Source organism: Patiriisocius sp. Uisw_017 (assembly GCF_047731265.1).
Classification (GTDB): Bacteria; Bacteroidota; Bacteroidia; order Flavobacteriales; family Flavobacteriaceae; genus Patiriisocius.
Genome location: NZ_CP159835.1, coordinates 708579 through 724012 on the forward strand (window position 1 = coordinate 708579; position 15434 = coordinate 724012).

General features: G+C 35.3%; 14 protein-coding genes. 7 read left to right on the forward strand and 7 right to left on the reverse strand.

Features of this window, described 5'->3' with window-relative positions; all coding sequences use genetic code 11:
• Positions 1–189: 189 nt before the first annotated feature.
• The 3 genes from ABXT67_RS03180 to ABXT67_RS03190 form a co-directional block, all read right to left on the reverse strand.
• Positions 190–1002 carry a DNA/RNA non-specific endonuclease gene (locus ABXT67_RS03180; RefSeq protein WP_415375842.1) on the reverse strand — a complete coding sequence of 271 codons (813 nt, stop codon included), beginning with the start codon at positions 1000–1002 and terminating at the stop codon, positions 190–192.
• A gap of 15 nt (positions 1003–1017) precedes the next feature.
• Complete coding sequence (locus tag ABXT67_RS03185) at positions 1018–1215, reverse strand: hypothetical protein (protein WP_415375843.1); 198 nt, start codon at positions 1213–1215, stop codon at positions 1018–1020.
• Positions 1216–1536: 321 nt separating this feature from the next.
• Positions 1537–4386: a TonB-dependent receptor gene (locus tag ABXT67_RS03190; RefSeq protein ID WP_415375844.1), complete on the reverse strand. Its 2850-nt coding sequence runs from the start codon at positions 4384–4386 to the stop codon at positions 1537–1539.
• A 515-nt stretch (positions 4387–4901) separates the two neighbouring features.
• Here ABXT67_RS03190 and ABXT67_RS03195 point away from each other — a divergent pair.
• On the forward strand, positions 4902–5138 hold the full coding sequence (locus ABXT67_RS03195) for a hypothetical protein (protein WP_415375845.1): 237 nt from the start codon (positions 4902–4904) through the stop codon (positions 5136–5138).
• On the forward strand, positions 5083–5364 hold the full coding sequence (locus ABXT67_RS03200; protein WP_415375846.1) for a type II toxin-antitoxin system RelE/ParE family toxin: 282 nt from the start codon (positions 5083–5085) through the stop codon (positions 5362–5364). The genes ABXT67_RS03195 and ABXT67_RS03200 overlap by 56 nt, the downstream gene beginning before the upstream one ends.
• Before the next feature lie 45 nt (positions 5365–5409).
• Here the strand turns inward: ABXT67_RS03200 and ABXT67_RS03205 are convergent, their stop codons facing one another.
• A complete protein-coding gene (locus tag ABXT67_RS03205; protein ID WP_415375847.1) occupies positions 5410–6513 on the reverse strand; it encodes an ABC transporter permease in 1104 nt (367 codons plus the stop codon).
• Between the two features lie 330 nt (positions 6514–6843).
• Positions 6844–9012 (reverse strand): carboxy terminal-processing peptidase, encoded by a 2169-nt coding sequence (locus ABXT67_RS03210; protein WP_415376911.1) that lies wholly within the window; start codon positions 9010–9012, stop codon positions 6844–6846.
• A 316-nt stretch (positions 9013–9328) separates the two neighbouring features.
• Here ABXT67_RS03210 and surE point away from each other — a divergent pair, with 316 nt between their 5' ends.
• The 5 genes from surE (at position 9329) to ABXT67_RS03235 (ending at position 14200) form a co-directional block, all read left to right on the forward strand.
• A complete protein-coding gene (surE, locus tag ABXT67_RS03215) occupies positions 9329–10105 on the forward strand; it encodes a 5'/3'-nucleotidase SurE (protein WP_415375848.1) in 777 nt (258 codons plus the stop codon).
• The gene (locus ABXT67_RS03220; RefSeq protein WP_415375849.1) at positions 10102–10392 is read left to right on the forward strand and encodes a hypothetical protein; all 291 of its coding nucleotides are present in this window, start codon (positions 10102–10104) and stop codon (positions 10390–10392) included. Before surE ends, ABXT67_RS03220 begins: the two co-directional genes overlap by 4 nt.
• A 19-nt stretch (positions 10393–10411) precedes the next feature.
• Entirely contained in the window at positions 10412–11521 is a 1110-nt protein-coding gene (lpxB, locus tag ABXT67_RS03225; RefSeq protein WP_415375850.1) for a lipid-A-disaccharide synthase, read from the forward strand.
• Between the two features lie 40 nt (positions 11522–11561).
• Positions 11562–12062, forward strand: a complete 501-nt coding sequence (locus ABXT67_RS03230) for a C40 family peptidase (RefSeq protein WP_415375851.1) — start codon at positions 11562–11564, stop codon at positions 12060–12062.
• A gap of 98 nt (positions 12063–12160) precedes the next feature.
• A complete protein-coding gene (locus tag ABXT67_RS03235) occupies positions 12161–14200 on the forward strand; it encodes a ComEC/Rec2 family competence protein (RefSeq protein ID WP_415375852.1) in 2040 nt (679 codons plus the stop codon).
• Between the two features lie 47 nt (positions 14201–14247).
• Here the strand turns inward: ABXT67_RS03235 and ABXT67_RS03240 are convergent, their stop codons facing one another.
• Positions 14248–14784 (reverse strand): thioredoxin family protein, encoded by a 537-nt coding sequence (locus ABXT67_RS03240; RefSeq protein WP_415375853.1) that lies wholly within the window; start codon positions 14782–14784, stop codon positions 14248–14250.
• 25 nt (positions 14785–14809) lie between these two features.
• Positions 14810–15358, reverse strand: coding sequence for a thioredoxin family protein (locus tag ABXT67_RS03245; RefSeq protein ID WP_415375854.1), 549 nt, complete (start codon positions 15356–15358; stop codon positions 14810–14812).
• Between the last annotated feature and the right edge of the window lie 76 nt (positions 15359–15434).

Below are 15434 nucleotides of genomic sequence, written 5' to 3' on the forward strand. Positions count from 1 at the left end.
AAAAGCAGAATCACTCAGCCATCTTTGATAATGGCATTATCAGAAAACGGGCCGTTTTTATTTTATCAGACTAAATTTTCCAATTTATTATTCTAGCAAAGGAGAACTAAAAGTTGATTCTAACATCCTCCAACCTCCCCTCAAAGGGAGGCTTATAAATTTACTAAACTAATCGACCCTCACCTCAACTCATTTCCAGAATTTCAAATCACTTTCTGCTTCCATTTTATTCTCGATGGCATCTGGTAAGTCTGGAAAGAAATCGATACCTGTTTTTGCTTCGATGGCATCTACTGTTGTTGTATAGTTATAAAATGAATCATCTAATTTTTTATGCGGTATAAGAAATACAGCTACTTTATAACGCTCTTTTGAAAAATCAACGACAATCTTATAAAACGCTCTGGGCACTGAAACATTTTCAGAACCAATTGTATTTAAGCCCTCTTCTAGTATACCGCCAGTGATAACGTACACTCCGTCATGTCTACTTGCCCAATACCGTACTTTTTGTTCTAAACTATTCCAAATACCAGCATTAAACCCATGATTTTGGGGACTAATATTACTCGTTAAAAATGTTTCATGATAGGCATTATAGTCAAAGCCTCTATCCCCTGCTGGGCATAAATGACCCCTATCGTAGCCGCTTTTTTTATAGTTCCGCCAATCTGCAGATGCTGTTTTTACGTCTCTATCTTGTACAAAATAGGGACGCTCAAAATTGTTCTTTCTAATATGATTCTTTTTCAATTCATAGGCTACCCATTCAGCTTGTTCATGGACTTCTGCATATGATAATGTGTAATAAGCATGGGTTACGATTTGTCCAGTAGTAGACGTTGGCAACAATGAAACAGGAAATTCACTCGAAGCGGGTTTCGCTTTCATTTCCTGGGTGTTCGGATAGTCTTCCGCTATTTTGTCTACTTCCTTTTCAGCAAAATATAGGGCAACGGTAATTGCAACAATTGCTAATGGATATAAATATTTTCTTTTCATAATGCAAAAATAAGGCTATCGGGAAAACACCTCTTTAAATTGGTAGAAAAATCGCTCAATTAATCGTAAATATTCAGTAATAATATAAGCAACAACTCGCATCCCTTGTTTAAATTCAATCTCCATTTTACAGGTAGTAATGAGTGTTGATAGTGACGCTACCTCTATTGGATAAAAACCTTCTGCGTCCGGGATTAAGTAACTATTTTTCACAGTACCATTAAGAGCACCAAACTCTGAGTCTGGAAAATTATCTAATTTGATAGTTACTTTTTGACCTACCTTAATTTTGAGCAGGCGTTCTTAATTTGGCAATATAATCAGCATTTTGTGAAGGGATGATTGTAAAAACCAAATCGCCTTGATTCACGTGTTAATTTGCTGTCCAAAAGTTTAGAGATACTCATAAGTCCCTTAAAGCATAATTAATATAGGTCTTATTAAGGCTCACAGCACACGCACAAATGCTGTTAACAAAAAAAAAACACCGCTCCATTACAAGAATGGAGCGGTGTTCTAAAAAAAAACACTCTTTTAGAATCTATAGTTAACTGAAAAGTTAATCATAGTTCCCAACTGGCTAAAGTGGTAACCATCATAGGTCATTTGTGAATAACGCTGATTAAAAGTAATTAAGTTAGATGGAGAGTTAGAAACTGGCGCACCGTTTAGAATGGCCTGTCCTGTTGCTGTTGCATCTGTAAACTTCCATTCTGGCAATACGTTAAGAAGATTATTTACATTTAAAGCTAATGTAATTTTCTCTGTTGCACTGTAGGTAATTCCAAGATCAGTAACGATTTTTGAAATAAACTCTGTTCTTAAATCTGATCCTCCATCTTCAACTGCTCCAGTTGGAATATCTGCTTCATTTAAAAATAGACTTTCAAGATCTTGCAGGCCTTGTTGTGCAAATTTTGTTTTTCCGAAAAGCGTATTGTTTAAAGAGAAACCAAATTTAGCTATTTCATAATTCGCCCCTAAGATCCACTTTGTTTGTGGTCGTGATGTAAAAAACAATGCTTCTTGTGTATCATTTACAACAGATTGCCCTGCGTTTGCTACTAATGCAATATTCTTTACATCTCCTACACGTTCGTTTTGTATCGTGTAGTTACCTGAAAGATTAAGGTCTAAATCACCATCTCCAATAGCAATATTTCTTTTACTTACAACCACATCAATTCCAGATGTTCTGGTATCAATTGCATTAGAGAAAAAACTAATGTCACTTAAATTATTCTCTGTTAATAAAACATCCAATGGATTTGCAGCATCTCCAGTTGCTGTAATCTCTGTTCCTAAAACAATACGGTCTTGAACAGAAATATGATAATAATCTACTGTAAAACTTATGTTGTTTTCTAATTTACCTGTAAAACCTATGGTAAAATTGTTTGAGGTTTCAGCATCTAATTCTGGAATATCTAATAATTTAGCTTGTGTAGATACATTATTAATTAACCCCCCCACTTGTATCCCCTGTCCGGGAACAAAACTATATTGTGCTTTTTGAGTATAAATCTGGTGTAATGTTGGGGCTCTAAATCCAGAAGACACAGAAGCTCTAGCTGATATGTTATCTGTAATTTTATAACGAGTACTCATCTTATATACAAAGGTGTTTCCAAAATCTGAATAATTTTCAGTTCTAATAGTTCCACTTAATAAAAAAGCATCACTAACATCATAGTCTAAAGATAGATACCCACCAAAGTTATAACGGTTAAACTTACCTGAGTTTTGAGGTGCGTTTCCTGCAAATGAATCTGCTCCACCACCATCATAAGATGCTAATTCACCTTCGATCACTTCAAAAGTTTCATTTCGAAACTCTGCTCCAACTCCAATACTTACTTTATCAGATAGTATTCTATTGATATCAATGTTCCCAACGTTATGCGTAAACTTAGTCCCACCTGGATCAAATGATTGCTGGCTGTTTGATCCATAAATTCCTGTACCCTGTATAATTTCATTGGCGTCAACAACTCCATTTCCATTTAAATCTCCAAGATACGTATCAGGTCCCAAAACCACATTTCTGTTATGCGATTGGTTTACTTTATAGGTCTGCGAATTTCCACCAGTAGTATAGCTTAAATCAACATTCCACTCGTTTATTTTTGTTTTAACTCCAACAGTTCCGTTATAGTCATTTAAAAGACCTTCAAAAGTTGGCACATATCCATCATAACCTCCAGGGTTATTTGGATTTTCTCCCGGGAAAAAATCTGCTAAATATGGAAAATCCTCCGCAGTTCTCCAATAAGGAGTTCTGTAGTTTGCAAAACTGTTTACTTTTTTGTAGACATATGCGGTGTTAAAGTACAACTCTGTGTCATCACTTAAATCAAATCCACCATTAATTAAAAACTTTGAAGAAGCCGTTTCGGGAGACCCATTGATGTTGTTTGCATCTGGGTTACGTGATAAGAATTCTTGAACATCAGCTATATCTGCACCAAAATCTGCCGCTTCACCCGCAGCGCTTACCGTTCCTGGCCTGTTCGCTAAGTTTACTTTAGAAAAATCTACTGTATAGTTAATAAATCCTTTACCGTCTCCAACAGCCGATCCATTATTTACTGTTATACCTACCATTTCACCATCACCTTCAGACGTAATTCCTGTTCGTAATGTAGCAGATCCTTTATTAACATCATCTTTTAAGATAATGTTCATTACTCCAGCAATGGCATCAGAACCATACTGAGCCGAAGCTCCATCCCTCAAAATCTCTACACGCTCAATAGCATCAGTAGGGATTGCAGAGATATCAGCACCTGTTTCCCCACGACCTGGAGAGGTTTGTGTGTAAAGCAAGGCACTTAAATTTTTACGTTTCCCGTTGATAAGTATCAATGTTCTACTTGGCCCCATATTCCTAATTTCGTAAGGGTCTAGTAATGATGTTGCATCATTTACAGGAGTTTGTACTGTATTAAAAGAAGGTATTTTGTACTGCAACGCTTTATCAAAAGTTATCTGACCTGTGCTTTGAAGCTCCTTTGCAGATACAATATCAATTGGCACAGCCGAATTAATTTGACTTCTTGGTGCCGTTCTTGAACCAACGATTACCACCTCATCAAGACCAAGTCCTTCTGACAGTGTAACGTTTAGTGTAGTTTGTCCATTTACATCAACACTTCTTGTTTCGTAACCTACAAAACTAATAACGAGCGTAGCTCCGTCTTGTACTGTTATAGTGTAATTTCCATCAAAATCAGCGAGCGCGCCGTTTGATGTTCCTTTTTCAACAATATTTGCTCCTGCCACAGGAATGTTATTCTTGTCAATCACAGTACCTGTTACTGTTGACTGTGCGACGGCACAAATACTAAAAAGGGTAGTCATTACTAATAATGTAATTTTTCGCATAACGTTAGGGATTAATTAATACTGGTTTGTTTTGATATTTATGTGTGATTATAAATGTTAAAATTAACATAAATATTACTAACAAAGTAGTTTTTGTTTAGTTTTATTGAATTATATGTAAACAAGGGTCAATAAACTGTATCCTGAAATAGATCAATATTCAAAATTTATAGATTACTTTCCGTCATTTACTAACGTTCGCGTAGATTAATAAAAACTATTTTGTGGTGTCATTCTGTTGTAAGCCAAATCGTAAATTACGATAGATTCTAAAAAAATTAACCAAAAAAGTTATTTTGACACCTTTCAAATTTAAGAATCGCACTTTTCGAATAGAATAATAAAATCATTTATTGGAGATGTCGATAACCATACTCTTAAACATAAAACATCTCTTGGTTTATCATTTGTTCCCAAAATAGCAGGCAGAAAAATCCTCCCAAACATCAAGCGAACTCAATAATGTATTTACAATCAACATAAAAGCATTAAAAAAAATAAAAAAAGTAGCTATTATGCCATCGATGGATATAAGAAATACCATCCAGAAGTTTATAAGCACCGCAGGCATACGGCTTTTAAAAATGATAAAGGCCTTAGCAGAAAGCTATCAAAATGACGAACAAGAACTGATGCTACATAAAGAACAATATGCGCTCACAAATCAGCGAGAAGAAGCTCATTTAAAAGGAAAAAGTGAATCCTTTACTTGGCAACAGGTCAGACAAAACGGAAGAAATACTGCCAAATAATGAATTGCCGTTTAGAAATGAAGCAAACCTAGAAACCACAAAAGCGCATCTCTATGAAGAATCAAAACGCACGGGATTGGGCGAAGAATTTTTAGAGCATCCGGACACTTATTTTGAAAGAATCATCACTAATCCAAAACACTTCCCACAAAAAAGAAAGCCTTATCGAGAGGCCTTTATGAAGCGCTTTAGGTACTTGATTGTTTATGAAATTAAAAAAATGTGATTATTTATGCTGTGTCCAATACTTGGAAACAACCAAGTTCAGCACCTAGCCCCTAACATCCAGCGCATCACGCAACGCATTTCCAATCAACATAAACGCAGTAACTAGACTCATTATAGCAATCCCAGGAATAATAGCTAAATAGGGTTTTCCTAAAATTATATAACTGTAATGATCTTTGATAATTCCGCCCCAACTTGGCATTGGTGGCTGAGCTCCAATTCCTAAAAAGCTAAGACCACTCTCTATAAGTATTGCCCCTGCAAAGTTTGCAGCACTAATAATAATAACAGGAGCCATAGCATTGGGCAAAATATGTTTTGTGATAATTCTCCAATTTGTATACCCTAACGCTTTTGCAGCTGTTACATACTGCATTTGTTTAACACTAAGTACTTGCCCTCTAACTACCCTAGCAACCTCCACCCACATCGTAAGACCTACTGCTATAAATACTTGCCAAAAGCCCTTCCCGAGAGCAAGAGTAATCGCTATAACCAGTAACAATGTTGGTATGGACCAGGTAACATTAATAACCCACATAATAGCTGCATCTAATTTTCCTCCATAAAAGCCAGCTATCGCTCCAAGGGTAATCCCAATGACTAATGAAATAAACACTGCAACAAAGCCTATGGCTAGCGAAATTCGAATTCCTATTAGCATTCGGCTCAATAAATCCCTCCCGTATTTATCTGTCCCCAACAAAAATTTCTTTTTGGCGATGTATTTTTTCGGAATCTCTTGGACTAATTTTGCCTTCGGAAATTGACTTAACATGTACTCTTTTTGAAGCCCTTTAGTACCATCTGGGGTATACTCGAAGATTGTCAGACTTTTGCCCGTCAGTTCATAGGAATTAATGGGGACTTCTGTATCTGAATTTTTATTTCCGAAGAAAAAAGACGCAATGCTGTTTTCATTAGCCACTTTGACTGGAATGGTTAGCATTTCCGAAGTAAATCCAGGCGATTTTGAATGAATAGACAAATGCATTTGATTTGCATTTTTACTATCGTCTGGCGCCAAGGTGTAGGCAAAAATAGCAACCAATACGCATACAACTAAAAAGCTTAAACTCAACATGCCCCATAAATTCTTCTTGAATTTTTGAAAAGCTACGCTTGAAAGAGAATTGGTTTTTTTCACTCGGTAAATTTAAATAAAAAAGATCGTGAGCATACTACTATTTTTACGTTGTGTGAGGCGCTCAAAAATGGATCAAAATGCATCAACCCATAAGGCCGTGCTAGGTATTTTCAATCAAGGAATGCTTGTCATCAAATAACCGTTCACAAGGTAGAAGCGAAAATCTCCTTTTAAAGCTATCGAGCACAGATCATTAGAAGGACATTCCTCGTACTATTTTTAAAGTTTTTTCCTTAAAAAGTTTCTTAAAAATTTAAAGAAACGGTTTAAATCAGGAAACCCATTGATAAAAAACATCAATGGGTTCTGCCCTATGTAAATACCGTGAACTTAATCTTTTACGTTAGCTACGTTAGATTTCTTAATATTACTTAGCTGAAGATCTTCTAGTACATTTATTGCTTCTTCCACATACACATCTTTAGTTAGGCTTTTGTGCCATCTTTTTCTTTTTTCGCGCAAAGTAGTGTCTTGCTTCATTAAGTTTAATTCGCCAGGCAAAGAGGTGTAACTAAGCTTATTGTCATAAGTATCTATTGCTTCAAATTTTTCAATATCCTTTTTATTCTTTTCAATTTCTGCGCTATATTTTTTAAGATTTAACGTTACATCCATTTTGTCACGACGCATTTTAATATATTTTGCATTTAAATCTATCAATTTTAATTGCTCATTCACTGCAATGCGTTTATTGCTTTTGCTAATTGCTTGTTCAAAACCAATGTATCCCTCCCAAATTTCATAATCTGCCGGGCTAATTTTGTCATAGGGTAATGGATTGTCATAATCTCTCTCTCCAACATCTATGTAAGTAAAACGATCTGGCATAACGACATCACTTTTCACCCCTTCTAACTGTGTTGAACCACCGTTAACTCTGTAAAACTTTTGAATTGTCATTTTTAGCGCTCCCATATCTCCCATATCATTTTTTCGCAGCCATTGGTTAAGATCGACCATATTTTGTACCGTTCCTTTACCGTAAGTTTGTGTACTACCAATAATAATTGCTCTTTTATAATCTTGCATTGCAGCAGCCAAAATTTCTGAAGCAGATGCCGAAAGTTCATTTACTAAAATGACTAACGGTCCGTCCCAAACAATACTTTCATCGTCGTCTTCTAAAACCTCTTTATTTCCTCCACTACTTGCTACTTGTACAACAGGGCCATCTTTAATAAACAAGCCTGCAATATCAACGGCGGTTCGCAAGGACCCTCCACCGTTTCCGCGAAGGTCTAATACCAATCCCTCTATTCCTTGTTCTTTCAAGCTAATGATTTCTTTTTTGATATCGCTTGCTGCATTTCGCTCTTTATAGTTTTGCATATCAAAATAAAATGTGGGCAGATTAATAAGTCCAAACTTCTTGGAGTCTTTAGCTATAATAGAAGATTTTGCGTATGTTTCTTCAAGCTCCACCACATCGCGTATTATTCTTTCTTCGCGAATGCTTCCATCCACACCTTTAACCGTTAAGATTACTTTAGATCCTTTAGGCCCTTTTATAAGTTTAACAGCATCGTCAATTCTCATTCCTACAATACTTACCGCATCTTTTTCATCTTGTTGTCGCACTTTGATAAGTTGATCTCCCGCTTCAATATGTTCTCCTCTCCAAGCCGGACCTCCACTAATAACCTCCATGACATTTATATAGTCGTTCTTTTTTTGAAGTCTCGCGCCAATTCCTTCTAATTTACCAGACATCCTTTGATCGAAACGATCCCTATCTGGTGGAGCAAAATAATTTGTGTGAGGATCAAACTGCTCTACAATCGTGGTAAGAAAAATAGCAAAATAATCCTTTCTTTCTAAATCATCGGTAAACTCAAAGTACTCATCTAATGAAGTTTCAGTAGACTTTCGAGACTTTTCTTCTAACTCCGCCTCTGATAAACCCTCATTATCTGTGGGAATATATTCTTTTCCTTCATCAGCAGCCTCCTTCTTTCTTTTATCTATTGTACTTTTTTCTTCCAACATGTCATAATAATTGGAGATGGTAGAGAATTTTAATTGAGTTCTCCAACGTTGTAGTAATTCTTTCTTTGAAGTTGCATATTCTAACCCGTCATAATCTACATTTATGGATTCATTGTTATCATAATCAAAAGGAGTGCTTAAAGCGTCAGCATATAGATTTTTTGCCTCTTCCATACGCATATCTAAACGCTCATAAACAGTATTAAAAAAGGAAAGCTCTTTTGCTTTTAACTGATCATCAATTACATATTTATAAGCACTAAACTCTTCAATATCTTTTGCTAATAAGAACCGCTTAACCGGATCAAGTCCATCAATAAATTTTGTGTAAACCTCTTCAGAAAATTCATCATTAATCTCGGTAGATTTATAATGTCCTTTTTCAAGAACATAGGTAATCAAATCTATTAACAACTTATCTTTATCGGGGTCTTCAAAAGATTTTGTGGTAAAACTGCAAGAAGCTGCGGATACAAAAACGGCTAAAAACAATAGCTGCAAATTCCTTTTCATTAATTTCATTTGTGATTTTTTTATAAAGAATGAAGATGCAATGTTTCACAAACACCCCCGGTAATTCTTAAATTATTAATTTACAATTCACTTATTGCAATTTTTAATCTTTTTCAATGCTAAAAATATATAAAAAACCGCCGCCAACGCTTGAAAATACATGTAATTTTTTGTTAATGGTTTCGCTTATAATAAACGCAAGCGTGAAAAAAAGCACGATGGTTTTTCAGTTTAATTTCAATGTTTTACACCCCAATAAACTGGCGCTTCAACGTTCCATGAATTAGCCGTATTTTTGCCTGAATAAATTCAACATATGACCTCAAAAAAACCTCTTATTCTAGTTACCAATGATGACGGCTTTACCGCCCCAGGAATTCGCGCTCTTATTGAAGTCATGAATACTATTGGTGATGTTGTAGTGGTTGCTCCAGATGCTCCCCAAAGCGCCATGGGGCACGCTATTACCATTAATGACACCTTGTATTGCAATAGTATAAAAGTGCCTAAAGGCGAACCTCAAACCGAATATTCTTGCAGTGGAACACCAGTGGACTGCGTAAAGTTAGCTATTAATGAGTTATTAGATCGCAAACCAGACTTGTGTGTGAGCGGGATTAATCACGGGAGTAATTCTTCTATTAATGTAATTTATAGCGGTACCATGAGTGCGGCTGTTGAAGCGGGCACTATTGGCATTCCATCTATCGGTTTTTCTTTATTAGATTATTCTCTAGAAGCAGATTTTGAACCCGCAAAAAAATATGTAAAACATTTAGTAGAACAATGCCTAGAAAATGGGCTGCCGTCTGGTGTTGTACTCAATGTAAATATCCCTAAACTTTCGGCTAAAAAAATAAAGGGAATTAAAGTATGCAGACAAGCAAACGCCCATTGGGAAGAAAAATTTGACAAACGAACCAACCCACTAGGCAGAGATTACTATTGGCTAACAGGCGAATTTATAAACAACGACAAAGGTGAAGATACAGACGAATGGGCCTTGGCCAATGGATATGTTTCAATAGTCCCTGTTCAATTTGATTTGACTGCACATCACGCCATCAAAGATATTAACACTTGGGACATATGATTGTTAAACAGCTATTTATTGGGTTTATCGTAGGCCTTATTGCAACCTTTGTAGGTGTTTCTATCTGCTTATTTGTGGTTTCAATCATTAAAGGAATCGGCTTTATCGAAACCTTTAACTTCTATTTACATTCAGAAACCCTTTGGACCATCTTAACATTAGGAGCACTGCCCAATCTTGCTGCATTTTTCGGTTTCTTAAAAATCAATAGAGAATACAGAGCCCGCGGAGTGATTTTAGCTACATTTATCGTGGCAATTACCGCTTATATTATTTATTTTAAATAGCTTTAAACAATCATTTTTCATGAAGTATTATATAATCGCTGGGGAGGCTTCTGGAGATTTGCACGGTGCAAACTTGATGAAAGCGCTCCTAAAAAAAGAGCCAAATGCCGAAATCAGGTTTTGGGGTGGCGATTTAATGAAAAATGTTGGTGGAACTTTAGTTACTCATTACAAAGAGCGCGCCTTTATGGGCTTTACTGAAGTACTCTCCAACCTTAACAAAATTTTTAAATTCATCTCTCAGTGCAAAAAAGACATCGAAACGTTTGCACCCGATGCGCTCATATTTATTGATAATTCTGGCTTCAATCTCCGCATTGCGAAATGGGCCAAACCAAAAGGATACAAAACACATTATTATATTAGCCCTCAAGTTTGGGCTTCGCGAGCCAGTCGCGTAAAAACAATCAAAGCTACGGTAGATCACATGTATGTAGTACTTCCATTTGTAGAAGATTTTTATAAAAAATATGATTATCCAGTGCACTTTGTAGGCCATCCATTAGTAGATGGTATTGCAAACAGAGTCCTTATAGATCCTAAAAAATTTAGAGAAGAGCACGGCCTAAACGACACCCCTATTATTGCACTATTACCTGGCAGCCGCAAACAAGAAATCTCAAAAATGCTTGAAGTGATGTTATCTGTTGTTGATGATTTTAGCGGTTATCAATTTGTCATCGCAGGGGCACCAAGTCAAGAAGAAGCATTTTACCGGTCTTTTATAAAAAAAGAAAATGTACATTTAATACTCAATAAGACCTATAATTTATTGTCTGTTTCACACGCCGCTCTTGTTACTTCGGGCACAGCTACTTTAGAAACAGCACTTTTTAAGGTGCCTCAAGTGGTTTGTTATAAGGGGAGTAGAATTTCCTACGAAATAGCAAAGCGAATTATTAAATTGAAGTATATATCATTAGTAAATCTTATTCTCGATAAAAAAGCTGTAACCGAATTGATACAAACAGATTTTAATAAAAAAAGACTTACCGAAGAACTCCAAAAAATATTAGACGACTCCGAGCGCGCCAGCTTATTTTTAGATTATTATAATCTTGAAAAAAAGCTGGGTGGAAAAGGTGCTAGCGAGAAAACCGCAGGCCTAATTATTGAGTCATTAAAATAAATAGTACTTTTCTTTGTTATTAAACCATACTGCTTCCCAAATGACAAAATATTTTACGGTTCTATTAATAGCCTTACTAATGGCTTCCTGCGGAAGTTCAAAATCTACTAAAACCACTTCAAAAAGAGACGTTATAACATCTAGAACCTACAATAAAGGAGCTTCCAGAAATATTGTTAATTTCGCAAAAACCTTCAAAGGCACCAAGTATAAATATGGTGGCACTACCCGCAAAGGAATGGATTGTTCAGGGCTTGTCTTTGTTGCATTTAGAAAGGAAAATATTTCACTACCGCGCGTTTCAAGAAATATGGCAAAGCGAGGAAAAAAAATTTCGCCCTCAAAAGCAAACGAGGGTGATTTAGTTTTTTTTAGAACTAATAAAAATAAGAAGACAATAAACCATGTAGGATTGGTCACATCTACTAAAAATGGCACTTTACAATTTATACATAGTACCACCCGACGCGGTGTAATTATATCGTCATTAGATGAACGTTATTGGAAAGATGCGTTTGTCGAAGTTAGAACTATGCTATAACTATATTCTTCTTAAAGCCACACGCTAAACAAGTTAACCGTTTTTATTTCTTATATTTAATAGTCTTAACAAGCATTAAGGCTTTTGGAATCTATTTTTTGAAATATTACAATAGTATTATCTTACATATTGCTGTGGTCTTTGCCATAGGAATTACTTCAGGATATTGGCTAGCAGAGGCGCTACCAATGGCACTCCCATTACTAGTATTACTATTGGCTTTATTATTTGTTTCTTGGATACTAGCACGGAAACAACTTTTCAGCAATCCATTTTTTGGAATTACACTTTATAGCTTAGTTTTTACTTTAGGCTTTACGGGGTACCAAATGCAACTGCCAAAATTTCAAACTACCCATTTCGCAAATACTTCTTTTTTAGAAACCGAAAACTTCCTTCAAATCAAAATTACCGAAGTACTCAAACCAGATTTATACAACAATAAATATATTGGCAACATTGCCTATTTAAACAACCAGAAACAAAGCGGAAAACTACTAATTTCGATTCAAAAAGACAGTGCCAATAGACCCATAAAAATTGATAATACAATCCTAATTTCAACTAAAATTGAAAAAATACCAATGGCAAAAAATCCATTTCAGTTTGATTATAAAAGCTATATGGAATCACTTGGTGTGTATTATCAATTAAAAACTACCTATCCTCAGATTCTAAAGATTACTAAAGGCACTCCCACTTTAATTGGTCGAGCACAAGAATTGCGAACCTATGTAATTTCAAAATTAAAAGAATCGCCTATTGCCGAAAGAGAACTTGCAATTATTCAAGCTTTAATATTAGGCGACAAAAGGGATGTTGACAAAGAACTATATGCGCAGTATGCAGCAGCGGGAGCAGTTCATATTTTGGCCGTATCTGGTTTACACGTAGGGGTCATTTTTTTAATACTACAAACATTACTGCTGCCACTCAAAAGATTTAAAAACGGAACTCTCATTCGGAGCATTCTTATTGTATTCCTATTGTGGGAGTATGCCTTTTTTACAGGATTATCACCCTCGGTGTCCCGAGCAGTTACTATGTTTTCATTCTTGGCTTTAGCCGGGATATTTCATCGAAAAACGAGTACCATTAACACCTTAGCATTATCATTTTTAGTGTTGTTGATTTACAATCCATTGTTGCTTTTTCATGTTGGCTTTCAATTGAGTTATGCGGCTGTCTTGAGTATTTTACTCATTCAACCCAAGCTCTCTGCATATTATCAGCCTCGAAATTATTTTAAACGATTGTTCTGGGGAATAATAACGGTCACCTCAGCCGCTCAACTAGGAATTATCCCTTTGAGTTTGTATTACTTTCATCAATTTCCCGGCTTATTCTTTATAACCAATATTGTTATTTTACCTTTCTTAGCGCTTCTGCTAAGTACTGGTGTTTTTATCGTTCTTTTAGCAAGTTTTAATATACTCCCAAATTGGTTAGCAACGAGCTATGGTAGCGTCATAAAATGGCTCAATCATTTTGTGGGCTGGATTGCGGGACAAGAAGATTTTTTGTGGCGAGAAATTTCATTTTCCAAAATAAAAGTAATCGCCTTCTATCTGGTTTTATTTTGCTTGTGGATGCTTTGGCGAAAATTTGATTTTAAAAACCTTGCCATTAGTTTGATTTCTATTGCAATACTAACAAGCAGCTTTATTTGGGATGATTACAACACATCACAAAATACACTCACCATATTCCAGAAAAATAGAAAGACATTAATAACTGCACAAAACACCCATCATTTAAATATTTTTTCAAATGATTCAATCATAAATCACATCGAAAAATATCCATTGAAAGGATATTACATTGGCAATGGTATTTCTCAAATTACAAGATCAAAAATCCCAAGTGTTTTTGCATTTGGCGAACAAAACTTTATTGTAGTAGACAGTCTGGGATTGTATCCTAAATATATTGAAAGAGCAGCACTCATTTTAACCTACAGTCCAAAGATTAACTTAGTTCGGGTTATTGATAGTCTACAGCCATCGATTTTAATTGCTGACGGCTCCAACTACAAATCTTATGTAGCGCGATGGAAACAAACCTGTTTGAACAAAAAAATCCCTTTTCACAGTACATATGAAAAGGGAGCTTATGCTGTAAAGATTCCAAAAAAATAATCTCGATAACCATCGGGATCAAATTTCAAGAAAAACCATTCTTTATGTCAAAATGTACTTTTAAAATTTTCTTGATATTTTTTCCAACTTGAAGCGGTGTTGACTTTTTTATAGTCATTAGTAGCCACCATTTTTAAATATAATTCTAGTTCTTTTGGTGTTTTATATCCAGGAACTGCTTGTATTATATTACCGTCTTCTTCAAAGAAGACTATACTGGGATAGCCTTGTAATTTGAGTGCATCAGCAAAAAAGTGTGTAGTGTTTTTAGTAAAACCTTCTCGGTAATTTGGATTTGTATAGGTGAAATCTTTATAGGTAACAGATTCGGTTCCTTCCGCATTAAACTTTACTGGATAGAAGTTTTTATTAATATACCTGATGACTTTCTTATTACTGAATGTTTTTTTATCCATCTGTTTGCAAGCGCCACACCAATTGGTGTATACATCCATAAAAATTTTCTTAGAATTTAACTTTTGAGCAGCTAATGCTTTATCCATAGACATCCAATTAATGCCTTTTTGTGCAGTCGCTCCATAACTTATCAAAGCGACCCCTATTATTAAAATAATTTTTTGCATACTATAATTATGATTGAACAGTCTTTTACCCTTTAAAAGCTGGCTTAAAATTTTCGGAATACGCATTAAACGCTTCTTGTGTTTTTAAATTAAGATGCGCTTCTGTGGCAAATAACTTTAAATAGAGTTCCAATTGTTGTGGCGTACGATAACTCTTTACTGCAGTTAGTAATTCCCCCTTTTTATTTAAAAAAACAACAGTGGGATAGGCTCGAATCCCTAGGTGTGTGGCAAATTGATGTTGTGAATTTCTTCGCATTGCTTTTGCAGGATCATACTTTGGGTTGCTAAATGAATTTTCTAAATAAGCCACAGGCTCATCGCCTTCAGCATTAAACTTTACCGCATAATAGTGTTCATTAACATAAGCTGCAAAATCTTCATTGCTAAATGTATTCCTATCCAGCATTTTGCATGGACCACACCAATTGGTATACATATCAATGAATATAGGTTTTGGATTTTTCACCTGTGCAGTCAGTGCGTCGTTCATAGGCATCCAATTAATTTTACCTTGCGCCAGTAATGAAATAGTAGAAGCCACTAGCAATACTAAGAGTACTATATGTTTCATAATTATATATTATTGAATTATTACAATACTGAAACAAAAAACGTTCCAAAAATATGGAACGTTTTTTTGTTATTAA

Excerpts from the sequence above, each read along its gene's own strand:
- ABXT67_RS03180 (WP_415375842.1), bottom strand. The coding sequence starts at position 1,002 with ATGAAAAGAAAATATTTATATCCATTAGCAATTGTTGCAATTACCGTT.
- ABXT67_RS03190 (WP_415375844.1), bottom strand. The coding sequence starts at position 4,386 with ATGCGAAAAATTACATTATTAGTAATGACTACCCTTTTTAGTATTTGT.
- ABXT67_RS03195 (WP_415375845.1), top strand. The coding sequence starts at position 4,902 with ATGCCATCGATGGATATAAGAAATACCATCCAGAAGTTTATAAGCACC.
- ABXT67_RS03210 (WP_415376911.1), bottom strand. The coding sequence starts at position 9,012 with ATGAAAAGGAATTTGCAGCTATTGTTTTTAGCCGTTTTTGTATCCGCA.
- surE (WP_415375848.1), top strand. The coding sequence starts at position 9,329 with ATGACCTCAAAAAAACCTCTTATTCTAGTTACCAATGATGACGGCTTT.
- ABXT67_RS03220 (WP_415375849.1), top strand. The coding sequence starts at position 10,102 with ATGATTGTTAAACAGCTATTTATTGGGTTTATCGTAGGCCTTATTGCA.
- lpxB (WP_415375850.1), top strand. The coding sequence starts at position 10,412 with ATGAAGTATTATATAATCGCTGGGGAGGCTTCTGGAGATTTGCACGGT.
- ABXT67_RS03230 (WP_415375851.1), top strand. The coding sequence starts at position 11,562 with ATGACAAAATATTTTACGGTTCTATTAATAGCCTTACTAATGGCTTCC.
- ABXT67_RS03240 (WP_415375853.1), bottom strand. The coding sequence starts at position 14,784 with ATGCAAAAAATTATTTTAATAATAGGGGTCGCTTTGATAAGTTATGGA.
- ABXT67_RS03245 (WP_415375854.1), bottom strand. The coding sequence starts at position 15,358 with ATGAAACATATAGTACTCTTAGTATTGCTAGTGGCTTCTACTATTTCA.